Origin of the sequence: Pseudomonas sp. P116 (assembly GCF_020149425.1) — a bacterium.
In the GTDB taxonomy this organism is placed as follows: Bacteria; Pseudomonadota; Gammaproteobacteria; order Pseudomonadales; family Pseudomonadaceae; genus Aquipseudomonas; species Aquipseudomonas anatoliensis.
On the sequence record NZ_JACVHB010000003.1, the window covers coordinates 184,658 to 207,408 of the forward strand.

Sequence of the window (22,751 nt, forward strand, 5' to 3'; positions counted from 1 at the left end):
TTCCCTCACCGGAGCGCCTCGGGGCAATGACAGATAGTCATCCGGCAACGTTTTTCCAATGGATAGCGGCGGATTGAGCAGGTGAAACCTTTCCGCTGTTCGTTTGTAGAGTTAACCATTCCGTGAGAAGTGCCATCTATCGAGCAATATCAAAACTTTTTGATATTGGCCTTGCGGTGATTTACCCCCGTCTCTAGACTGCTGCCCCATGAACTTACGCGTGCCTTCCATTCGACATGACGATTGCGACGAGCTGGCGGCCCTGTGCAAGGCCGGCGGCGATCCGCTGCGCCTGAATGTATTGCGCGCGCTGGCCAACGACTCGTTCGGTGTGCTGGAACTGGCACAGATTTTCGGCATCGGTCAGTCCGGCATGAGTCATCACCTTAAAGTGTTGGCGCAAGCCGATCTGGTGGCGACCCGCCGCGAAGGCAACGCGATTTTCTATCGCCGCGCCCTGCCCCACACCGAATTGCTGGGTGGCAAGTTGCACGCCGCATTGTTAGAAGAAGTCGACAACCTGGTGCTGCCTGACGACGTTCAAGCGCGAATCACTCAGGTTCACGGGCAACGGGCAGCCGCCAGCCAAGACTTTTTCGCCCGGGTAGCAGAGAAATTTCGCGCCCAGCAAGACTTGATCGCGGGCCTGCCGCAGTACCGCGAAAGCGTGTTGGCGCTGCTCGACAAACTGAATTTCGATGGTGCTGCCACGGCCATTGAAGTCGGCCCCGGCGATGGTGCTTTCCTGCCGGAACTGGCGCGTCGTTTCAGCACCGTAACCGCGCTGGACAACAGCCCGGCGATGCTCGAACTGGCGCGTCAGGTATGCGTTCGTGAACAACTGGCTAACGTCAGCCTGCAATTGGCCGATGCATTGAACGGCACCAGCCTTCAGGCCGATTGCGTTGTGTTGAATATGGTGTTGCACCATTTCGCCGCGCCGGCCGAAGCGCTCAAGCACATGGCCGACCTGCTGCAACCGGGCGGTAGCCTGCTCGTGACAGAGTTATGTAGCCACAACCAGAGTTGGGCCAGGGAGGCCTGCGGTGATCTGTGGTTGGGGTTTGAACAGGACGATTTGGCCCGTTGGGCCACCGCTGCGGGACTCGTTCCCGGGGAAAGCCTGTATGTAGGCTTACGTAATGGTTTCCAGATCCAGGTCCGCCACTTTCAGCGACCGGCTGGCGACACTCACCATCGGTAAATTCAGGAAAAAATCGAGATGAGCGAATACTCCCTCTTCACCTCCGAGTCCGTGTCCGAAGGGCACCCGGACAAAATCGCCGACCAGATTTCCGATGCGGTGCTGGACGCCATTATTGCTGAAGACAAGTTCGCCCGTGTGGCGTGCGAGACTCTGGTAAAGACCGGCGTTGCAATCATCGCCGGTGAAGTGACCACGTCGGCCTGGGTCGATCTGGAAGAAATCGTGCGTAGCGTCATTCTGGACATAGGCTACAACAGCTCCGATGTCGGCTTCGACGGCGCCACTTGCGGTGTGATGAACATCATCGGCAAGCAGTCCCCAGACATCAACCAGGGTGTTGACCGTGCCAAGCCTGAAGATCAGGGTGCCGGCGACCAGGGCCTGATGTTCGGCTACGCCAGCAACGAAACCGACGTTTTGATGCCAGCCCCGATCACCTTCTCGCACCAACTCGTACAGCGCCAGGCCGAAGCCCGTAAATCGGGTCTGCTGCCTTGGCTGCGCCCGGACGCCAAGTCGCAAGTGACCTGCCGTTATGAAGGCGGCAAGGTTGTCGGTATCGACGCTGTAGTTCTGTCGACCCAGCACAACCCTGACGTGTCGTACAAAGACCTGCGCGAAGGCGTGATGGAGCTGATCGTCAAGCACGTGCTGCCTGCCGAATTGCTGACCAAAGACACCCAGTTCCACATCAACCCGACCGGCCAGTTCATCATCGGCGGCCCGGTTGGCGACTGCGGCCTGACCGGTCGCAAGATCATCGTCGACAGCTACGGCGGCATGGCCCGTCACGGCGGCGGCGCGTTCTCCGGCAAGGATCCATCGAAGGTTGACCGTTCGGCTGCCTACGCTGGCCGTTATGTTGCCAAGAACATCGTCGCTGCCGGCCTGGCCGAGCGTTGCGAGATTCAGGTTTCCTACGCGATCGGTGTGGCCCAGCCTACCTCGATCTCGCTGAACACCTTCGGCACCGGCAAGATCAGCGACGACAAAATCGTCAAACTGGTGCGTGACGTGTTCGACCTGCGTCCATACGCGATCACCACCATGCTCGACCTGCTGCACCCGATGTACCAGGAAACTGCAGCCTACGGCCACTTCGGTCGCACGCCAGAAACCAAGACTGTTGGCGAAGACACCTTCACCACCTTCACTTGGGAAAAAACCGACCGCGCCGACGCTCTGCGCTCTGCTGCCGGCCTGTAATTCCCTGGCTGCATGAAAAGCCCCGCACGGTTTGCGCCGTGCGGGGCTTTTTTATGGTTTCAAGATCAATAGATCGCAGCCTCCGGCAGCTCCTACAGGTGAAATACATACCTCGTGTAGGAGCTGCCGAAGGCTGCGATCTTTTGATCTTCAGCGCTGCGCAACACCCCGCAAAACACCCGACCGACCTCGCTGAAAATCCTGACTAGTCTTCAGGAACCCCCATGAGCAAGGACGCTCACGATGCGTTTGTTTTTGTTTGTTTTGCTGAACCTCCTATACCTGACTGGCTACGCGTCTCAATGTCCGAACTGGGCCCTCACCCAGGCCCATAACGAAATCACCACCCTGCAAAAACAGATCGACCAATGGGACGACGCCTACCATCGCGAAGGCCGTTCATTGATAGCTGACGAACTCTACGATCAATCGCGCCTGCGGCTAAACGAATGGCGACAGTGTTTCAAATTGTCGGCAGCGCCCGGGCCTCTGCGCACAGCTTCGGGCGCCATTGCGCACCCCATTGCCCACACTGGCCTGGACAAGCTGCATAAAGCCGAGGCCGTGGAGGCATGGCTGAGAGACCGCAAGGACGTTTGGGTACAACCCAAAGTCGATGGCGTCGCCGTGACACTCATCTATCGCGCAGGCGTTTTGCAGCAAGCGATCAGTCGCGGCGACGGCGTCATCGGGCAAGACTGGACGGCATCGGCGCGCAACATCGGCGCCATCCCTCAACGCCTGAAGCAACCGCTGGATGTGTTGGTGCAAGGCGAACTCTATTGGCGTTTGAACGAGCATGTTCAAGCACGCGCCGGCAGCGTCAACGCACGCGCTATCGTTGCAGGCTTGATGGGCAGAAAATCCCTGAGTACGGAACAAGGTGCCGGCATCGGATTATTCATCTGGGACTGGCCACAAGGGCCTGCGGATTTGCCTGAGCGGCTATCGACACTGGCGGCGCTGGGCTTCGCCGCAACGGCGCCCTACAGCTATCCCGTCCAGCAATTTGCAGAGGCGCAAAAGTGGCGCGAGCACTGGTATCGCTCACCCCTGCCATTTGCCACTGATGGCATCGTTCTGCGCCAGAGTCAGCGCCCTCCGGCCGAACGCTGGCAGGTCCGCGCACCTTACTGGGCGATCGCCTGGAAATATCCGTTTGCCCAGGCATTGGCCGAAGTACGCAAGGTGAATTTCAAGGTCGGTCGCACGGGTCGCATCACGCCGGTACTCGAACTGATACCCGTCATGCTCGATGACCGGGAGATCAAACGGGTCAGCGCCAGTTCACTCAAGCGCTGGCAGGCGCTGGATATCCGCCCCGGCGATCAGGTGGCAATCAGTCTGGCTGGCCTGACGATTCCGCGTCTCGACAGCGCTGTATTGCGCACCAGTGAGCGCGCAGCAATCAATGTCCCGAACGCCAAGGATTTTCATGCCTTGAGTTGCTGGCAGCCCACACCCGGCTGCGAAAGCCAGTTTCTCTCGCGCCTGACCTGGCTCAGCGGCAAACAAGGACTGGCCATGCAGAATGTCGGGCGCGGTACTTGGGAGAAACTTCTCGAAACAGGCCGCGTGAAACACCTGCTGGATTGGTTGACCCTCGACGAGCCAGAGCTTGCTAACATTGCCGGCTTCGGCGAACGCAGCAGCGCGCGCCTGATCTACAGCTTTCGCAGCGCCCGCCAACGGCCGTTCGCACAATGGCTCAAGGCACTGGGTATGCCGCCAACGGGCGGGGCAAAACTCGCCGATTCGTGGCAGGCGCTGGCACAACGTGATACCGAACAATGGCAGGAAGAAGCCGGCATCGGCCCCGGTCGCGCAGCGCAATTGAGCGCATTCTTCCGTGACCCGCAGGTGCTAGCCTTGAGTGAAATTTTACGCGCCGCCGGAATCGACGGTTTCTGAACATGCAATCCCGGCTCACCGGGAACCCAACGGTCGCCGAGGCGCTCCAACAGCGCAGCGCCCCCGACCCGAATGCCTTTGCACATGGAGCTTTTATGAAATTTTTCGCACCACTCGCCCTGCTCACCCTTTGCGGCGTCATGGCCGCTCCCGTGATGGCCGCCGAAGACGCTCCCGGCCTGACCGGCTGCGCGGCCAAGAAGCAGGGCATCGTGAACCAGATCGAGCAGGCCAAAACCCGCGGCAACGCCGATCAGCAGGCAGGTCTGGAAACCGCTCTGCGTGAAGTCACTGAACATTGCACTGACGCCGGCCTGAAAAAGGAGCGCGAGAACAAGGTCCTCGAGGCCAAGCATGAAGTCAGCCAGCGCCAGGCCGACCTCGACAAGGCCATGAAGAAAGGCGATCCGGAGAAGATCGACAAGCGCAAGAACAAGCTCGCCGAATCGCGTAAAGAGCTGCAGGACGCGCTGGACCAGATCGACAAGTAAATTGTAGTGCGTCAGAGGCCGCCATCGCGGGCAAGCCCGCTCCCACAGGAATCTCCAGTGAACCTGGACTTTATGTACAGCAGAGAAATTTGTGGGAGCGGGCTTGCCCGCGATGACGTCAGATCAGCCAACAGATATCAATGATCGCGAAACTCTTTATGGCAAGCGCTGCAGGCATCTTCAACTTTCTGCACCGCAGGCCCCAGGTTGCTGGCCTTGTACGGCTGGACCTTGCTGGCGATCACCAATTCACCGGTGGCCGCTTCAAGGTTGCGGGCCATTTCCTGGAAACGCGCCTGTTTTTGCCAGACATCGTCTTTGGCGCTGGTGTGGTCTTCTTCACGCACTTGCGGGAAATGTTTCCACGGCTCATGGGACAACGTATCGAGCTTCACCGCACCTTCGGCAAACTTCGGCCCGTCGAACGGAATGCGTCCACGCAACATGCCGCCCAGGTCTTCGCCGGTCTTGAGCATCTGCTTGAAGATCGTCTTGCGTTGGCCCAACGGAGAATTCGGATCGACACCGCCACAGGCGGACAGGGTCAGACAGGCCAGCAATACAACAGCAATTCTTTTAAGAGTCATGGTGGCTTCAGGTCACGGAAATCGGCGGCCAGTATCCCCGCGTCACCGACAAACACCAATAGCCCTATTAAAAATACGGGTTGCCGGAGCGCATGGAGCACTCCGGCAACCGGCACAGGAATCACTCCATGAACAGCCGTTTCAAGGCCTGGCGTCATCCGCTGATCACCACGCTTCCAATGCTGGCGATTCTCGCCGGTTGCACCGGTGGCGACAGCGACAAGCCGAAAACCCATGCGCTGGCCACTTACTCCAGCGCGACGTGGGAAGCACTGCCAACAGTGTCCGATAGCGATCTGGTCGCCGGTTTCGGTTCTTGGCGCAGCGCCTGCACCCGCCTCAAAAATGATGCGGTCTGGGGAACGACCTGCGCCGCAGCAGCCAACGTGCCGCAAAGCGCCAGCGAGATTCGTGCTTTCCTCAAACAGAACCTCGATGTCTACGGCCTGCGTGCTGAAAACGACAACCCCAACGGTTTGATTACCGGCTACTACGAACCGGTGTACCCCGGCAGCCTGACGCCGACCGAAACGGCGAACGTTCCGGTGTATGGCGTGCCCGAGGACATGATCATCGTCTCGCTCGACAGCATTTATCCCGAACTCAAAGGCAAACGCCTTCGCGGTCGACTTGAAGGCCGGGTGCTCAAGCCCTACGACGACGCGGCGACGATTGAAAGCAAAGGCGTGAACGCGCCAGTGGTTGCCTACCTCACCGACCCGATGAATCTGCAATTTTTGCAAATCCAGGGGTCCGGGCGGATTCAGACCCAGGACGGCAAGCAGCTACGCATTGCCTACGCCGACCAGAACGGCCACCCGTATCGACCGATAGGCCGTTGGCTGGTCGAGCAAGGCGAAATGAAGAAAGAAGACGTAACGATGGGCGCGATCAGCAACTGGGCCAAGGCCAATCCGTCGCGCATCCCGGAACTGCTGGGTAGCAACCCGAGCTATGTGTTTTTCACCCGCAACCCGGACAGCAACGAAGGACCGCGCGGTTCGCTGAACGTGCCACTGACGGCCGGCTATAGCGCGGCGGTGGATCGCAAGGTGATTCCTTTGGGCAGCCTGTTGTGGTTGTCGACTACGCGCCCGGATGGCACGGCGCTGGTTCGCCCGGTGGCGGCGCAGGACACCGGCGGTGCGATTGCCGGTGAGGTTCGCGCAGACCTGTTCTGGGGCACCGGTGATGCGGCCGGGCAATTGGCCGGCGACATGAAACAACAAGGGCAGATCTGGATGCTCTGGCCCAAAGGTGCCCCGCTACCGCAAGTGCCGCAGGTGGCCGACAAACCTTAAAAGCAAAAGATCGCAGCCTGCGGCAACGCCTACAGGTCAGGTCTGTGACCTCTGTAGGAGCTGCCGCAGGCTGCGATCTTTTGACCTTGCTCTACCTAAACCGACACAAAGAAGAACGAAGCAATCAACCCCATCCCCACAAACCACACCAGCGACCGCAGAATCGCCCAATCCGCCAGATAGCAGATGATGTACAACAGGCGACTGGTGATAAACAGCACCGCCAGCACATTCACGGTGACCAACTGCGCCGTCCCCACCAGATGCGCAACGATCACCGCCACGGCGAACGCTGGCATCACTTCAAAGCTGTTCAGTTGCGCCGCATGCGCCCGCCGGGCCACACCATTAACGCTGTCGAGAAAGTCTCGCGGGTCATGATTGTCACTGAGCCGGAAACCGCCCGAGATCTTGGCGACAATCGTGCACACGTACGGCAAAAAGATTGCGATCAACACACACCAAAGAGCCACCGTCATAACGCCATCCTTTTTTCGAGTTATAGAGTTCGCGAGCCGTCAGAACTTCATCACCAGTATGCCGATCAGCACCAGCCCACATGCTAAGAGCCGCGACCTGCCGAAAGGTTCTTTGAGGTAACGCATACCGAACAGCACCACCAGAATCACGCTGATCTCGCGCAACGCCGCTGCTTCGGCAATCGAGCCCAACTGCATCGCCCACAGCACCAGAGCGTAGCTGAACAACACGCAGAACCCGACCGTCAGCCCCAGCCTCCATTGCTCACGCCAGAACTGCATGAACGCCGGACGTTTGGCGACCCACGCCAGCAACGGAAACGGCCAGGCGCTGAGCAGCGTGACCCAGACCAGGTAATCCAGCGGATGCGACCAGCGCCGCAGCGCCTGACCGTCGATGTAGGTGTAGCAGCCGATGCACAGCCCGATCAGCGCGACCACCGGCAACATCGACCACGGTAAATGTTTGCCACCGCCGCCCTGCCACAGCAGACACGCCATGCCGAACGGAATCAGCATGATCCCGAAGATCTGCTGTGTGGTGAGCACTTCACCGGCAAAGATCAGGGTCAGTGCCAGCACCACCAGTGGCGACAAACCGCGCATCAACGGATAGACCAGCCCGAGATCGCCGACGCGATAGGCCTGAATCAATAAGTAGCGATAGAGCAGTTCGAACGCTGCCGAAGCGAGAATCCACGGCCAGATGTCCATGGGCGGCACGTTCACGAAGGGCAACGCGATGGCAACAACCAGCAGCGCCACGGTGTCCATGCACGCCACCACCAGCAGCCGTTCGGCACTGAACTTGATCAGGGTATTCCACGCCGCATGCAGCAGCGCCGCTACCAACACCAAAGCTGTCGCCAACACGTTTCACTCCTTATTATTTTTCACTGCCCCCCTGTAGGAGCTGCCGAAGGCTGCGATCTTTTGACTTTGGTTTTTAGAAACAAGATCAAAAGATCGCAGCCTTCGGCAGCTCCTACAGGGGGGAGTCGAACACTCGAATAGTCAGATTATTGATTCTCGATGTGTCAGCAGCTGTTTATACTGCAAGCGACCACGCCGCACTCAGTTGCGCACAGACTAATTCCAATAATTTCTGCCTGCCCCCGCTCTCTTTCGAGACCGGTCGTTGGCCTGCGTATGCCTGATCACAGCGTCAAGACTACCGACAGAGACCTTGCGCATGCCACTCGCCTTGTTTGCACTCGCTGTTGCCGCGTTCGGCATCGGCACCACTGAATTCGTCATCATGGGCCTGCTGCCCGACGTCGCCCGCGATCTTGCGGTGAGCATTCCTCACGCCGGCCTGCTGATTACCGGTTATGCCCTGGGCGTGGTGTTCGGTGCGCCGATCCTCGCCATCGGCACCGCTAACATGCCGCGTAAAGCCACGTTGCTGGGCATGACTCTGATGTTCATCCTCGGCAACGTGCTCTGCGCACTGGCGCCGAATTACGCCACGCTGATGGCCGCTCGCGTGGTCACCGCGCTGTGCCACGGTGCATTCTTTGGCATCGGCTCGGTGGTCGCTGCCGGTTTGGTGGCGCCGAATAAACGCGCGCAGGCGATTGCAATGATGTTCACCGGTCTGACCTTGGCCAATGTGCTCGGTGTGCCGCTGGGTACTGCACTGGGGCAATACGCCGGTTGGCGCTCGACCTTCTGGGCGGTGTCGGTGATCGGTGTTGTCGCCGCACTCGCGCAATGGTTGTGGTTACCCAAACACATCCCGATGGACAAGGCCAACCTCGCCAGCGAGTTCAAAGTGCTGGGCAAGCTCAATGTGCTGTTGGCGCTGGGCATGAGTGTGCTGGCGTCGACCAGCCTGTTCAGTGTGTTCACTTACATCGCGCCGATCCTGCAGGACATCACCGGCGTCAGCCCGCACGGCGTAACTGTGATGCTGCTGTTGTTCGGCGTCGGCCTGACCGCTGGCAGCATGCTCGGCGGGCGCCTGGCCGACAGTCGTTTGCTGCCGTCGCTGGTGGGTGTGGCAATGGCGGTGGTGCTGGTTCTCGCGGCATTCACCCAGACCAGTCACTCGGTGATTCCGGCAGCGATCACGCTTGTGTTGTGGGGGATTTTTGCTTTCGCGCTGTGCCCGATCCTGCAACTGCTGATTATTGATCAGGCCCATGAAGCGCCGAACCTCGGCTCGACCCTGAACCAAAGCGCCTTCAACCTCGGCAACGCGGCCGGTGCGTGGATTGGCGGGTTGGTGGTGGCGAGCGGTGCCGATCTTGCGCAGTTGCCGTGGACCGGGGCGCTGGTGGGTGTGCTGACGGTGCTGACGGCGCTTTGGTTTATCTATCTGCAACGTCGCGGGGCTGCTGTGGTCAATGTGTCTGGTTGATCGAGTTGTGCCAGACATTGCCCTAACCCTAACCCTCTCCCAAGGGGAGAGGGGACTGACCGAGGTGTTTACTCGGCATGCATCGACCTGAACGCGTATTGCCGAATCCATAATCGACTCGATTGCTCAGGTCGATGTTGAGTGCGAGACACCTCGGTCGGCTCCCTCTCCCTCCGGAAAAGGGCTGGGGTGAGGGGGCTCTTGATCTCAGCTCAGATTTCCACTGTGCCCTCAGCCGCCCTCCGCCCATCAAACCCCCGCACCAAAAAATCAGTGCGCTATCTTTCCACCCCTCATCCAAAGGACCCCGGATGCTTGAACTTGTCGCCGCTTTCATCTGCCTCACCACCCTCCTCACCTTCGTCAACTTCCGCTTCATCGGTCTGCCGCCGACCATCGGCGTGATGGTCACCGCGTTGCTGTTTTCCCTGCTGCTGCAAGGCTTGAGCGTGCTCGGCTATCCCGGCCTGGAAGAACGCGTACAGCAACTGATCGGCCAGATCGATTTCGGCGATCTGCTGATGAACTGGATGCTCTCGTTCCTGCTGTTCGCTGGTGCCTTGCACGTTAACCTGAATGATCTGCGCAGCTATCGCTGGCCCATCGGCTTGCTGGCGACCTTTGGTGTGTTGATTGCCACAGCGGTGATCGGCAGCCTTGCGTATTACATCTTTGCCCTGTTCGGCTGGCACGTGAGCTTCCTTTACTGCCTGTTGTTCGGCGCGCTGATTTCCCCGACCGACCCGATTGCGGTGCTCGGCGTGTTGCGTACCGCCAACGCCTCGAAACCGCTTAAAACCACCATCGTCGGCGAGTCGCTGTTCAACGACGGCACCGCCGTCGTGGTGTTTACCGTGTTGCTGGGCATCGCCCAGCTCGGCGAGACCCCGACCGTCAGTGCCACGGCCATGCTATTCGCCCACGAAGCCATTGGCGGCGTGGTGTTCGGTGGGCTGATCGGTTATCTGGTTTACCTGATGATCAAGAGCATCGAGCAGCACCAGATCGAAGTGATGCTGACCCTCGCGCTGGTCATCGGTGGTTCGGCGCTGGCGTCCGAACTGCACGTTTCCGCACCGATTGCGATGGTGGTTGCCGGCCTGATCATCGGCAACCTGGGGCGCAATCTGGCGATGAACGACATGACCCGCAAATACCTCGACGGTTTCTGGGAATTGCTCGACGACATGCTCAATGCGCTGCTGTTTGCGCTGATCGGCATGGAGCTGTTGCTGCTGCCATTCAACTGGCTGCACCTGGCGGCGGCGAGCTTACTGGCGGTGGCGATTCTGCTGTCGCGTCTGCTGACCGTGGCGCCGGCAATCCTGCTGCTGCGGCGCTGGCGCACAGTGCCGCGCGGCACGATCCGGGTGCTGACCTGGGGTGGTTTGCGTGGTGGGGTTTCGGTCGCACTGGCGCTGTCGCTGCCACTGGGCGAGCAGCGCGACTTGCTGCTGAGCATCACCTACATCGTGGTGTTGTCGTCGATTCTGATACAGGGCCTGACCATTGGCCGGGTTGTCCGTGGCGTAACGGGCAAGCAAGAAGTCAGCGCTGAAAACTCGGCACACTGACGCATCACACGGCGCCGTCGTGGAGCTACCTCCACGACGGCGCCCCTTCAATTAGCCCGCAGCACCGCATCAACCTCTTGCGCAGCACGCAATAGCCTGCTGTCGTCTCTAAACCCTCCAATCATTTGCAGGCCAACGGGTAACGCCCCGGCATTGCGCACGAGCGGAATGTTGATTTGCGGCAAGCCAAACGCCATCCAGAACTTGCTGAAATCGGAAGGCCCGGTGGCTTCAAGGCCCAGCGGGGCGACGATGCCACAACTCGCACCCAGGACGGCGTCAAAAGGCTGGAATATCGGCTCCAAAAAGATGGCCAACTTTGCCAGACGCTTCTTTGCCGCTGACTCTTGCTCCCAGGTTGTCAAACTGGCGCGTTCGATCATGGCTAACAGTTCTTCACTGAGTTTGTCCGGATGCATTTGCAGTTCTTTGGACAGTGATCGGGCGCCCTCGCAATCGTTTATCAGCAGATGGTCATCAAATACCGCCGCAAACTCCTCAGGCAGCAACACCTCGCTCACCTGATGTCCGGCTGAGCGCAGCTCTTCAACCGCAGTTTCCAGAGATCTGGCCACGTCTTCGTCCACCTGATCCCAACGCGCCGTACGACAGAAGCCGAACGAGCATGAACTGCGTTCATGAGCACGCTGCGGGAAACCAGGAATCAAGACCTGAGCCATCAGCTCCAGATCACGAACAGACCTGCCATACCAACCCACCGTGTCAAAGCTCGGCGCTAACGGTTTGACCCCCTCCAGAGAAACCAGTCCATACGAAGGCTTGAAGGCATACAGTCCGCAATAGGCCGCCGGTTTGATCAATGAGCCAGCGGTCTGAGTCCCCAACGCGAGCGGGAAAAACCCGGCCGCCATCCCCGCTGCCGACCCGGCACTCGAACTGCCGGGGGTTCTGGCAAGATCATGCGGGTTGCGGGTTGGGCCGGTATGCATGTAAGCGAATTCGGTTGTATGGGTCTTGCCCATGATGACTGCCCCGGCCTGGCGCAGCAGCGCAACGACGTGGGCATCACGCGAGGGACGGTTTTGCTCATAGATCGGCGAGTAAAAACGGGTGGGATGATCGACCGTGTCATACACGTCTTTGATCCCCACGGGCACACCTGCCAAGAGGCCTTTCGCGCTACCGTTTTTTAATTGGCAAGCCTGACTGCGCAGCGCGTCCGGATCGAACGAAACGAAGGCATTTATGCTGCGCTCGCGCGCTTCGACACATTCAAGAAAGTGCTCGGCTACTGCCTCTGCGCTCACGACATCCGCACGAACCATTTCAGAAATGGCGGTGGCATCCGTTTGATTAAAATTGTGCATATCGCTCCTTGGACTTCCCGTCGAAAGGCACTTGAGGGAAGTGCGCTTTGTGGAAGTTTCAAGTTGCATAAACTGACTGCAAATCAGTGAAGCCTTTTATCTCGATAGGGTTTCCGGCGGGGTCCAGGAAGAACATGGTCGCCTGCTCGCCAGGCTCTCCTGGAAAACGAATGGTGGGTGAAAGAACAAATTTCACCTGGCCTTCGATCAAGCGGTCCTTCAAGGCAACCCAGTCCGACATCTTCAATATCACCCCAAGGTGGGGCATCGGCACGTTGTGTTCACCTACTTTCCCGGTGTTGGTTACTGCAAACGGTTCGCCCAGATGCAACGACAATTGATGCCCGAAAAAATTGAAATCAACCCAGGTCTCAGTGCTGCGCCCTTCTTCACATCCCAGCAGATCACCATAGAACTGGCGGGAGACCTGTAAATCGCGGACGTGAAAAGCGAGATGAAAAATCGACTGCATCGGTAACTCCTGAACATCGCCGGAAAGTGGAAATAACGGTCAGGGTTGAAGACTGTGCGGTTTCCATCAAAAGAGATAGCATGTAATTTTTTCGCTATCGAAAGTATTTCTTATGGATACGCGTTATCTGAAGAGCCTCATCACCGTCGTGGAATGTGGCTCCATCGCCCATGCCGCGCGCGCCGAAGGGTTGACGGCAGCAGCGGTCAGTCAGCGAATTCTCGCGCTGGAACGGCAACTCGGTTTTGAACTGCTGTCTCGCGTCGGGCACGCAGCCAAGCCAAGCCAGGCCTGTCTGGGTTTATTGCCCAGGGCTAAACGCATCGTTCGCGAGATTGAATTGCTGGCGGGAGATGCCGACGTGGGAGGGCTCACGGGGCATTTGCGAATAGGCGCTATCTCAACTGTGCTGACCGGTCTGCTTCCCGGCGCATTGCGCGCACTGACCGAGCTGGCGCCGGGGCTGACGCCAGTCATCGTGCCGGGAACATCGCGATCGTTGTATCAGTCGCTGCTCTCTGGAGAAGTCGACGCAGCCATCCTGGTAGTTCCACCGTTCGAATTACCCAAAGCCCTGCGGGCGGTATCACTTCGCAAGGAGCCCCTGGTTTTTCTGTCGAAGGAAAAACTCTCGGACAGCATCCCGGCTCAACTGATGACCCAACCGTACATCCGCTACGATCCTGACTCGTGGGGCGGACGGCATGCCGAACATTACCTGGCGGATAACGGCTTGCTGCCGACGCCGCTGGTCGATCTGGATGCACTGGAGACCATTGCCATGCTTGTGACTGAAGGGCTTGGCGTGAGCCTTGTGCCTTACTGGTCCGGCTTCGAACACTGGGGCCACAAGTGTGTGGTGACCCCGGTTGGCAATGATCGCTATGACAGAGAGATTGCCCTGATCAGCCACGTTCAGACTGACCGGCCCAAGATGATGAGCGCTTTGTCCAAAGTGCTTTCACCAGCACAAGCCTGACGGACTCAATCTGGCTTGGACTCGGCTTGATCTTCCTCAGGGCCGGTGGATTTCGGTGTTCCGCTTTCGCTGCGGATCTGCGCATGGCTGATCAGGGCGAAGATAAAACTGCCGCCGATGATATTGCCGGCCAACGTCGGCCCCGCAAACACCGCCCAGAAATCGCTCCACGGCAACTCGCCAGCAAACACCAGATAGGACACCTCCGCCGAACCGACGACGATGTGAGTGAAGTCGCCGAGCGCCATGAAGTAGGTGATGAGGATGATGATCCACATCTTCGCGCTCTCCATCGACGGGATCATCCAGACCATGGTCGCGATCATCCAGCCGGAGACAATGCCTTTGGCGAACATCTGGCTGGCGCTGTGCTCCATCACCTTGCGACCGATTTCGAGGAAGGCGTGGTCGGTCTTGGCGTCGAAAATCGGCAGCTCCAGCATCACGTAAGCCACCAGAATCGTGCCGCACAGGTTGCCGACCAGCACCACCGTCCAGAGGCGGATGAGCCGTCCGAAATTCAGCAGCGTCGGTTTGGTCATGACCGGCAGCACGGCGGTCAGGGTGTTTTCGGTGAACAGTTGCTGGCGGGCGAGGATCACTGCGAGAAAGCCTGCGCAGTAGCCGAAACTGGCAATCACCTTGAATTCGTCGCCATCGGGCAACCGCGAAGTGAGCAGGCCCATGCCCATCAGCGAAAGGCCCATGGTCAGGCCTGCAGCAAGTGCCGACCACCACAGCGCAGCGATACTGCGTTCAAGTTCCTGATCGCCTTGGGAGCGGATGATTTCATGCAGAACCGCCGCGCGGGGCGGCTGGTTTTTCTCGACTTCGTGTTGCTCTTTGGCCGAGAGGTCGGGGGTCTTGCCGTCGGTGGGCGTGGTCATGGTGTGGGAACCGGTGGGGGGTGTCGTTTACCTACGACATTCGCACCATGAAATACGTTCTGTAGGCGCCGAGCAAATCTTTGGGCGTACGCAGAAAATGTAGGAGCTGCCGAAAGCTGCGATCTTTTGATTTTGATTTTTCAGAAGCAAGATCAAAACATCGCAGCCTTCGGCAGCTCCTACAGGGTCAGCTTATGCTTGCGAAGTTAGCGCCGCCGATCTCAATCAGCGATCGCCGCATCGTCCTGAAACTGGTCTTTGACGTACTTGATCTCGGTCCGCCCGTGCGGTGCCGGAAGGCCGTCTTCACCGAGGTTTACGAAAACCATCTTCTCGACAGTCAGAATGCTCTTGCGGGTGATCTTGTTGCGCACTTCGCAGGTCAGGGTGATGGAGGTGCGGCCGAACTCGGTGGCAGTGATGCCCAATTCAATGATGTCGCCCTGGCGCGAGGCGCTAACGAAGTTGATTTCGGAAATGTACTTGGTCACCACGCGCTGGTTGCCCAACTGGACGATGGCGTAGATCGCTGCTTCTTCGTCGATCCAGCGCAACAGACTGCCGCCGAACAGCGTGCCGTTGGGGTTGAGGTCTTCGGGTTTTACCCATTTGCGGGTGTGGAAATTCATGTTCACTCCTGAGCGTTTGCCGAAAGATGGGCGGTATCTTGGCAGACCGAGCGGTCATGCTCCATGAGCCTTCTACTATGGTCGCGATTGGCGATCTTCATTTGGCCGACAGAAAGCCTTTGGAAGATCAGTCTAGACGGCTATAATCGCCACCGTTTCAAAACGGTAACTTCCACTTGCTACCGTTTTCCCGCCACCTGTCCGAGGGGCGCTGCAGCAGGTTCAACCTGTCAGGCTCGGATGGGGCGTTGACTGGCCTAGGCCGGACACTAAACGCACAACGGCGCCCATTCGCATACATTACGAATGGAGGCTCTTCATGAGCGCTGTTATCACGCCTGCAGATTTTAACGATTACAAAGTTGCCGACATGTCCCTGGCTGCCTGGGGCCGTCGCGAAACCATCATCGCCGAATCGGAAATGCCGGCTCTGATGGGTCTGCGTCGCAAGTACTTTGGCGAACAGCCGCTGAAAGGCGCGAAGATCCTCGGCTGCATCCACATGACCATTCAGACTGCCGTGCTGATCGAAACCCTGGTTGCCCTGGGTGCCGAAGTACGCTGGTCGTCCTGCAACATTTTCTCGACTCAGGATCAGGCTGCTGCCGCTATCGCTGCTGCCGGTATCCCGGTTTTCGCCTGGAAAGGCGAAACTGAAGAAGAGTACGAGTGGTGCCTGGAGCAGACCATCCTGAAGGATGGCCAGCCATGGGACGCCAACATGATCCTCGACGACGGCGGCGACCTGACTCAACTGCTGCACGACAAGTACCCACAAGTACTGGATCGCGTTCACGGCGTGACCGAAGAAACCACCACCGGCGTACACCGTCTGCTGGACATGCTGGCCAAAGGCACGCTGAAAATCCCGGCCATCAACGTCAACGACTCGGTGACCAAGTCCAAGAACGACAACAAGTACGGCTGCCGTCACAGCCTGAACGACGCGATCAAGCGTGGTACCGACCACCTGCTGTCCGGCAAGCAAGCGCTGGTCATCGGCTACGGTGACGTGGGCAAGGGCTCGGCCCAGTCCCTGCGTCAGGAAGGCATGATCGTTAAAGTTTCCGAAGTTGACCCGATCTGCGCCATGCAGGCCTGCATGGACGGTTTCGAACTGGTTTCGCCGTTCATCGACGGTATCAACGACGGTTCCGAAGCAAGCATCGACAAAGCGCTGCTGGGCAAGATCGACCTGATCGTGACCACCACCGGTAACGTCAACGTTTGCGACGCCAACATGCTCAAAGCTCTGAAGAAGCGCGCTGTTGTCTGCAACATCGGCCACTTCGACAACGAAATCGACACCGCTTTCATGCGCAAGAACTGGGCATGGGAAGAAGTGAAGCCACAGGTACACAAGATCCACCGTACCGGCGCTGCCAAATTCGACCCACAGAACGACGACTACCTGATCCTGCTGGCCGAAGGCCGTCTGGTGAACCTGGGCAACGCTACCGGTCACCCGAGCCGCATCATGGACGGTTCGTTCGCCAACCAGGTGCTGGCACAGATCTTCCTGTTCGACCAGAAGTACGCCGACCTGTCGCCAGCCCAGAAAGCCGAGCGCCTGACCGTTGAAGTACTGCCGAAGAAACTCGACGAAGAAGTGGCCCTGGAAATGGTTCGCGGCTTCGGCGGCGTGGTCACTCAACTGACCAAGCAACAGGCTGACTACATCGGCGTTACCGTCGAAGGCCCGTTCAAGCCGCACGCTTACCGCTACTGATTGGCTGAGCGTCGACGCGGTGCGCCTGGCGCACTGCGTTGCCTGACTGACGCTGCTGACCGCTCCGTGCAGGAGCTGCCGCAGGCTGCGATCTTTTGATCTTCAAAGATCGCAGCCTGCGGCAGCTCCTACAGGGGGGCAGCGTCCGGCTTACGTGTTTCCAAGGGTATGACCATGTCCCAAGACCGTCGCTACAGCTTCGAGTTCTTCCCGACCAAGACCGATGCTGGGCATGAAAAGCTGCTCAACGTTGCCCGTCATTTGGCAACGTACAATCCCGATTTCTTCTCCTGCACCTATGGCGCTGGTGGTTCGACGCGTGATCGCACCCTCAACACCGTTTTGCAACTGGAAAGCGAAGTCAAAGTACCGGCCGCACCGCACCTGTCGTGCGTCGGCGACAGCAAGGACGACCTGCGCGGCCTGCTGAACGAGTACAAGGCTGCCGGCATCAAGCGCATTGTTGCCCTGCGTGGGGACTTGCCGTCCGGCATGGGCATGACCAGCGGTGAGCTGCGTCACGCCAATGAACTGGTTGAATTCATTCGTGAAGAAACCGGCGATCATTTCCACATCGAAGTCGCCGCTTACCCGGAGATGCATCCGCAAGCGCGCAATTACGAAGACGATCTCGCCAACTTCGTGCGCAAGGCCCGCGCCGGCGCCGACAGCGCGATCACCCAGTACTTCTTCAACGCCGACAGCTACTTTTACTTTGTCGACCGTTTGCAGGCGCTGGGCGTGGATATTCCGGTGGTACCGGGGATCATGCCGATCACCAACTACAGCAAACTCGCGCGTTTCTCCGATGCCTGCGGTGCGGAAATCCCGCGCTGGATCCGCAAGCAACTGGAAGCCTATGGCGATGACACTCAAAGCATTCAGCGCTTTGGTGAGCAAGTCGTCAGCGAGATGTGCGAACGCCTGTTGCAGGGCGGCGCACCGGGGCTGCATTTCTATTCCATGAACCAGGCTGAACCTAGCCTGGCGATCTGGAATAACCTGAAGTTGCCGCGCTGAAGCAGCTACAAGCTGAAAGCTACAAGCCAGATCAAAAGATCGCAGCCTTCGGCAGCTCCTACATTGGGATTTAGTTCACCCTGTAGGAGCTGCCGAAGGCTGCGATCTTTTGCTTTTAAAGGCCCGAGACAGAGCTTGTGCAGGCAGTTTCTGGCTCTTTGTGGTTTCTCGTCGTAATCTCAAGCCATGCCTTTGATCACACAGTTATTCGCCGTGCTGGTTTTTGCTTGCCTGAGCTTCGCCGCTCGAGGCGAGAAGCTGCGTATTGTCACCGAGCCATGGGCGCCTTACGTCTATGAAGAGAACGGCAAAAACCTCGGGCTGGATTACGAAACCACCGCCATTGTGTTCAAGCGCCTGGGCATAGAAGTCGAATGGCAGTTCCTGCCTTGGAAACGCTGCCTGTCGATGCTGGAAACCGGCCAGGCCGACGGTGCGCTGGATATTTTTCACAGCGCCGAGCGCGACGCCACCCTGCTCTACCCCAGCGAGCCGCTGTCGGATGTCGAGTTCGTGATGTTCTACGCCAACGACCGACCACACCCGTTCAACAAACTCGACGACCTCAAAGGCCTGACCATCGGCACTTCACCGGGTTATCTGTACAGCCCCGACTTCAGCGAATCGACCCTGTTTACCCGCGAGCCCGCGCCGACCCACGAAGCCAACTTCGGCAAACTGGTGCGCGGACGTATCGATTTGCTGATCACTGATCGCCGCGTGGGTCAGCATTTGCTGGATCAGTTGAATATTCGCGATTTGATCAGTGAAAACCCCATGATTATTAGCCGCCAGAGCCAGTTTTTAGCAGTTCGGCGCAATGCCGGGATGGATTTGCTGGCGCAACGCTTCGGCGCCGAACTCAAGCGCTTCAAGCGCGAACCGGCCTACGCCGAGCTGAGCGCACGCTATGGCGCAGCCCCTGGCCAGACGGCGCCATTGAGTAAAGCGTCGGCGGACAGCAAAACCGTTGAGCAGCAGGAAAGCAGCGCGCAGTGATTGCTCTGTTATACTCCGGCGTTCCCGCCAGGCTCACGCCCGGACGCCCGGAACCTTAACAGGCCTCTCGACCCGCTACAGCGCAGCTTCCAGCCAGCGCGAGCACTCCAGACGTGTCTTTGGAACCGCAGCAGGACCGGACGGGATTGCGTCCTCTTAAACGTGATTCGCGCCAGGCAAGATTCCCATTGGGCCAAGCCCTAACTAAAACAGGATTACTCATGTCCTTTGCTTCCCTCGGTCTCTCCGAGGCTTTAGTCCGCGCCATCGAAGATGCGGGCTATACCGAGCCTACTCCGGTGCAACAGCGGGCTATTCCCGCCGTGTTGCAAGGTCGCGACCTGATGGTTGCGGCACAGACAGGTACTGGTAAAACCGGCGGTTTCGCCCTTCCGATCCTGGAGCGGTTGTTCCCCAACGGTCACCCGGACAAATCCCAGCGTCACGGCCCGCGCCAACCGCGCGTACTGGTCCTGACCCCGACCCGCGAACTCGCGGCCCAGGTTCACGAGAGCTTCAAGATCTACGCCCGTGACCTGAAATTCGTCAGCGCCTGCATCTTCGGTGGCGTCGGCACGAACCCTCAGGTTCAGGCCATGGCCCGTGGTGTCGACGTGCTGGTCGCTTGCCCGGGTCGTTTGCTCGACCTGTGCGGCCAGGGCAGCGTCGATCTGTCCCACGTTGAAATCCTCGTCCTCGACGAAGCCGACCGCATGCTCGACATGGGTTTCGTGCACGACGTGAAGAAAGTCCTCGCACGCCTGCCGTCCAAGCGCCAGAACCTGCTGTTTTCGGCGACGTTCTCCAAAGACATCACCGACCTTGCCGGCAAGCTGCTGCACAACCCGGAACGCATCGAAGTCACGCCGCCGAACACCACGGTCGAGCGCATCGAACAGCGCGTATTCCGTCTGCCGGCCAGCCACAAGCGTGCGCTGCTGGCTCACCTGATCACCGCCGGCGCGTGGGAACAGGTGCTGGTGTTCACCCGTACCAAGCACGGCGCCAACCGTCTGGCCGAGTACCTCGACAAGCACGGTCTGCCGGCTGTCGCGATTCACGGCAACAAGAGCCAGAACGCTCGCACCAAAGCCCTGGCCGACTTCAAGGCTGGCGAAGTGCGCATTCTGGTGGCTACCGACATCGCCGCGCGCGGCCTGGACATCGACCAGTTGCCACACGTGGTCAACTTCGAACTGCCGAACGTCGATGAAGACTACGTGCACCGTATCGGCCGTACTGGCCGTGCCGGTCGTTCGGGTGAGGCGATCTCGCTGGTCGCTCCGGACGAAGAAAAACTGCTGAAAAGCATCGAGCGCATGACCAAGCAGAAAATCGCCGACGGCGACCTGATGGGCTTCGACTCGAGCACCATTGAAGCCGAGAAGCCGGAAGTGCGTGAGCGTCCGGACGTGCGCAACCCGCGCAACCCTCGTGGCCCGCGCGGCGACGGTCCGAATGGCGGCGGCGGTGGCGGCGGTCGTAAAGACAAAGGCAAGGAAAAGAGCAAGGAAAAGCCAGCCGGCGAACGCGGCGAGCGTCCAGCCCGTCAGCAAAAGCCTCGCGAAGGCACTCCGGCCCGTGACCAGCGCCCGAGCCAGCCGCCACGCGCTGCGTCTGATCGCGCCCCGGACGAGTTCCTCGACGACGATGTGGATAACTTCGGTAACCGCGTTGACTACGTGCCAAAGCCAGCCCCTGCCGGCGGTCGCGGCCGTCGTCCAGGCGCACCGGCTCAGGGCGCAGGCGCAGGTTCAGGCGCACCACGCGGCGGTCAGTCGCAAGGTCGCCAGAACGCTCCGCGCAACACCAACGGCTCGAGCACCGGCACCCCGCCAGCCAAGCGTAGCGGTCCACGTAATGGTGCACCGCGTGACGGTCAGTCGGGTCGTCGCGACGACTCTTCCTCGTCTTCGCGCAACCGCCGCCCGGCCCGTGACGATCAGCCTCGTAGCGAGCCAGCCGTGCAGGCCCCGCGCAGCAATGGCCCGAAGATCATGCACAAGGAATCGAAAGCCGACCGCTTCCCGACTCCTGAGCAGCTCGATCAACTGCCAAGCCGCCCACGTGGCGAAAAACCAGCCTTGCTGACGCGCAATCGCTGATTTGATGCCGCAATGAAAAATGCCCCGGTTCGCAAGAGCCGGGGCATTTTTTATGGAAAAACACACCCCCACCTGTAGGAGCTGCCGAAGGCTGCGATCTTTTGACTTTGGCTTTTCCAAGATCAGAAGATCGCAGCCTTCGGCAGCTCCTACAGGGGATGTGCGAATGGGCAGGCAATAAAAAACGCCCCCGGCCTTTCGACCGGGGGCGTTTTTGTGTGGCTGGCGAAAAATTACTTCGCTTTCACGCCTTCAAACGAAACGTACAGCTCGACCGCGTCGGACTTGGGACCCAGGTCTTTCTGCTTGCCGAAATCGGAACGCTTGATGCTGGTGGTGCCTTCGAAGCCGGCACGGTAGCCGCCCCATGGATCCTTGCCTTCACCCAGGAAGGTGGCTTTGACAACCACTGGCTTGGTGACGCCCAGCAGGGTCAGGTCGCCAGTCACGTCAGCGGTGTTCGCGCCGGTGGACTTGACGCTGGTGGAAACGAAAGTCGCTTTGCCAAACTTGCTCGCGTTCAGGAAGTCTGCGCTGGCGATGTGCTTGTCGCGCTCGGCGTGATTGGTGAACACGCTGGCGGTGTTGACGTTGAACTCGATCTTGCTGTCTTCAGGCTTGGCCGCGTCGAAGCTGAACTTGCCGTCGATGTCCTTGAAAGTACCGGTGATGAAGCTGTAGCCCAAGTGGCTGATCTTGAAGTCGACGAAGGCGTGCTGGCCTTCTTTATCAACGACGTAGTCTGCAGCCATTACGTTGGCGGACAGAACGGCAGAACCGATTGCCAGAGCGGCCAGAGTCTTTTTCAACATGCTTTGTTTTCCTTTGGAGTCGAGGTTGAACATCAGGCTTTGCGACCGAGCATTCGAGTGAGGGTCGCATCACGATCAATAAAGTGGTGTTTCATTGCTGCCAACGCATGGAGGCCGGAAAAAATTACCAGCGCCCACGCCAGCCAGAGATGAATCACCCCAGCGGTATCTGCCTGATCCGGTAGCCCGGAAACCAGTGCAGGAACTTCAAACAGGCCAAACACCGGAATACCGACACCGTCTGCGGTGGAAATCAGGTAACCGGCAAGCATCACAGCGAACAGCGCGAGATACAGAAACCCGTGGCCGAATTTAGCGCCGATACGGGTCATGCGGCTGTAGCTTTGCAGCGTCGGCGGCGGTGGGCTGATAAAACGCCACAACACCCGCAACACCATCACTCCGAGCAGCACCAGACCAATGCTCTTGTGCAGATCCGGCGCGTCTTTGCGCCAGGTGCTGTAGTAATCCAGCCCGACCATCCACAGGCCCAGCGCGAACAGTCCGAAGACCACCAGCGCCACACCCCAGTGCATGAAGATGCTGACCCAACCGTAGCGCGAAGAAGAGTTACGTAGCTGCATTGCCCAAATCCTGTGAGAACTGCGAACCAAGACTAGCGAGTTATCTATCGAATTAAAGCGGAAAATTTCGCTTTGAAATATCGAGAAAT

The 22,751-nt window shown here is 59.0% G+C and carries 21 protein-coding genes and 1 riboswitch; of the genes, 12 read left to right on the forward strand and 9 right to left on the reverse strand.

Translation table 11 applies throughout. The features are described 5' to 3' along the window. Nucleotides 1–208 precede the first annotated feature (208 nt). From ICA15_RS11240 to ICA15_RS11255, 4 genes are all read left to right on the forward strand, one after another. Nucleotides 209–1,204, forward strand: a complete 996-nt coding sequence (locus ICA15_RS11240; RefSeq protein ID WP_042561495.1) for an ArsR/SmtB family transcription factor — start codon at nucleotides 209–211, stop codon at nucleotides 1,202–1,204. 18 nt (nucleotides 1,205–1,222) lie between these two features. Further along, entirely contained in the window at nucleotides 1,223–2,413 is a 1,191-nt protein-coding gene (gene metK, locus ICA15_RS11245) for a methionine adenosyltransferase (protein ID WP_150601932.1), read from the forward strand. Between the two features lie 243 nt (nucleotides 2,414–2,656). Then, on the forward strand, nucleotides 2,657–4,324 hold the full coding sequence (ligB, locus tag ICA15_RS11250) for an NAD-dependent DNA ligase LigB (RefSeq protein ID WP_210553490.1): 1,668 nt from the start codon (nucleotides 2,657–2,659) through the stop codon (nucleotides 4,322–4,324). A gap of 95 nt (nucleotides 4,325–4,419) precedes the next feature. Continuing rightward, nucleotides 4,420–4,815, forward strand: a complete 396-nt coding sequence (locus ICA15_RS11255; protein WP_150601934.1) for a DUF1090 domain-containing protein — start codon at nucleotides 4,420–4,422, stop codon at nucleotides 4,813–4,815. 137 nt (nucleotides 4,816–4,952) lie between these two features. On the opposite strand, the gene ICA15_RS11260 is transcribed toward ICA15_RS11255, so the two are convergent. Next, nucleotides 4,953–5,402, reverse strand: coding sequence for a c-type cytochrome (locus tag ICA15_RS11260; protein ID WP_210553489.1), 450 nt, complete (start codon nucleotides 5,400–5,402; stop codon nucleotides 4,953–4,955). A gap of 128 nt (nucleotides 5,403–5,530) precedes the next feature. Here ICA15_RS11260 and ICA15_RS11265 point away from each other — a divergent pair, with 128 nt between their 5' ends. Then, the gene (locus ICA15_RS11265) at nucleotides 5,531–6,703 is read left to right on the forward strand and encodes a murein transglycosylase A (RefSeq protein ID WP_210553488.1); all 1,173 of its coding nucleotides are present in this window, start codon (nucleotides 5,531–5,533) and stop codon (nucleotides 6,701–6,703) included. Between the two features lie 95 nt (nucleotides 6,704–6,798). Here ICA15_RS11265 and ICA15_RS11270 read toward each other — a convergent pair whose 3' ends face one another. Then, nucleotides 6,799–7,182 (reverse strand): MAPEG family protein, encoded by a 384-nt coding sequence (locus ICA15_RS11270; RefSeq protein ID WP_150601937.1) that lies wholly within the window; start codon nucleotides 7,180–7,182, stop codon nucleotides 6,799–6,801. A 39-nt stretch (nucleotides 7,183–7,221) separates the two neighbouring features. Beyond that, entirely contained in the window at nucleotides 7,222–8,055 is an 834-nt protein-coding gene (locus ICA15_RS11275; RefSeq protein WP_210553487.1) for an EamA family transporter, read from the reverse strand. A 319-nt stretch (nucleotides 8,056–8,374) separates the two neighbouring features. On the opposite strand from ICA15_RS11275, the gene ICA15_RS11280 reads away from it, so the two are divergent. Then, nucleotides 8,375–9,544 carry an MFS transporter gene (locus ICA15_RS11280; protein ID WP_150601939.1) on the forward strand — a complete coding sequence of 390 codons (1,170 nt, stop codon included), beginning with the start codon at nucleotides 8,375–8,377 and terminating at the stop codon, nucleotides 9,542–9,544. A 311-nt stretch (nucleotides 9,545–9,855) separates the two neighbouring features. Beyond that, nucleotides 9,856–11,118, forward strand: coding sequence for a cation:proton antiporter (locus ICA15_RS11285; protein ID WP_210553486.1), 1,263 nt, complete (start codon nucleotides 9,856–9,858; stop codon nucleotides 11,116–11,118). Between the two features lie 47 nt (nucleotides 11,119–11,165). Here ICA15_RS11285 and ICA15_RS11290 read toward each other — a convergent pair whose 3' ends face one another. Both ICA15_RS11290 and ICA15_RS11295 read right to left on the reverse strand, forming a co-directional pair. Further along, on the reverse strand, nucleotides 11,166–12,446 hold the full coding sequence (locus ICA15_RS11290) for an amidase (RefSeq protein WP_210553485.1): 1,281 nt from the start codon (nucleotides 12,444–12,446) through the stop codon (nucleotides 11,166–11,168). A gap of 58 nt (nucleotides 12,447–12,504) precedes the next feature. Continuing rightward, nucleotides 12,505–12,918: a VOC family protein gene (locus ICA15_RS11295; protein WP_150601942.1), complete on the reverse strand. Its 414-nt coding sequence runs from the start codon at nucleotides 12,916–12,918 to the stop codon at nucleotides 12,505–12,507. Nucleotides 12,919–13,030: 112 nt separating this feature from the next. Between ICA15_RS11295 and ICA15_RS11300 the strand changes: the two genes are divergently transcribed. Further along, nucleotides 13,031–13,897 (forward strand): LysR family transcriptional regulator, encoded by an 867-nt coding sequence (locus ICA15_RS11300; protein ID WP_210553484.1) that lies wholly within the window; start codon nucleotides 13,031–13,033, stop codon nucleotides 13,895–13,897. A gap of 5 nt (nucleotides 13,898–13,902) precedes the next feature. On the opposite strand, the gene ICA15_RS11305 is transcribed toward ICA15_RS11300, so the two are convergent. After that, a complete protein-coding gene (locus tag ICA15_RS11305; RefSeq protein ID WP_150601944.1) occupies nucleotides 13,903–14,784 on the reverse strand; it encodes a formate/nitrite transporter family protein in 882 nt (293 codons plus the stop codon). A 221-nt stretch (nucleotides 14,785–15,005) separates the two neighbouring features. Further along, nucleotides 15,006–15,413, reverse strand: a complete 408-nt coding sequence (locus tag ICA15_RS11310; RefSeq protein ID WP_150601945.1) for an acyl-CoA thioesterase — start codon at nucleotides 15,411–15,413, stop codon at nucleotides 15,006–15,008. 197 nt (nucleotides 15,414–15,610) lie between these two features. Next, a riboswitch (S-adenosyl-L-homocysteine riboswitch) is annotated at nucleotides 15,611–15,709 on the forward strand. Nucleotides 15,710–15,732: 23 nt separating this feature from the next. Here ICA15_RS11310 and ahcY point away from each other — a divergent pair. The 4 genes from ahcY to ICA15_RS11330 all read left to right on the forward strand — a co-directional run bounded on the left by ahcY (nucleotide 15,733) and on the right by ICA15_RS11330 (nucleotide 21,266). Further along, nucleotides 15,733–17,142: an adenosylhomocysteinase gene (gene ahcY, locus ICA15_RS11315; RefSeq protein ID WP_210553483.1), complete on the forward strand. Its 1,410-nt coding sequence runs from the start codon at nucleotides 15,733–15,735 to the stop codon at nucleotides 17,140–17,142. A gap of 174 nt (nucleotides 17,143–17,316) precedes the next feature. Next, the gene (gene metF / locus ICA15_RS11320; RefSeq protein ID WP_150593620.1) at nucleotides 17,317–18,162 is read left to right on the forward strand and encodes a methylenetetrahydrofolate reductase [NAD(P)H]; all 846 of its coding nucleotides are present in this window, start codon (nucleotides 17,317–17,319) and stop codon (nucleotides 18,160–18,162) included. A 186-nt stretch (nucleotides 18,163–18,348) separates the two neighbouring features. After that, nucleotides 18,349–19,161, forward strand: a complete 813-nt coding sequence (locus ICA15_RS11325; protein ID WP_210553482.1) for a substrate-binding periplasmic protein — start codon at nucleotides 18,349–18,351, stop codon at nucleotides 19,159–19,161. 221 nt (nucleotides 19,162–19,382) lie between these two features. Further along, nucleotides 19,383–21,266 (forward strand): DEAD/DEAH box helicase, encoded by a 1,884-nt coding sequence (locus ICA15_RS11330; protein WP_150617818.1) that lies wholly within the window; start codon nucleotides 19,383–19,385, stop codon nucleotides 21,264–21,266. A 233-nt stretch (nucleotides 21,267–21,499) separates the two neighbouring features. On the opposite strand, the gene ICA15_RS11335 is transcribed toward ICA15_RS11330, so the two are convergent. Together ICA15_RS11335 and ICA15_RS11340 are read right to left on the reverse strand one after the other, a co-directional pair. Continuing rightward, the gene (locus ICA15_RS11335) at nucleotides 21,500–22,078 is read right to left on the reverse strand and encodes a YceI family protein (protein ID WP_042561513.1); all 579 of its coding nucleotides are present in this window, start codon (nucleotides 22,076–22,078) and stop codon (nucleotides 21,500–21,502) included. Nucleotides 22,079–22,110: 32 nt separating this feature from the next. Continuing rightward, on the reverse strand, nucleotides 22,111–22,662 hold the full coding sequence (locus tag ICA15_RS11340; RefSeq protein WP_150617819.1) for a cytochrome b: 552 nt from the start codon (nucleotides 22,660–22,662) through the stop codon (nucleotides 22,111–22,113). Nucleotides 22,663–22,751: the final 89 nt, after the last annotated feature.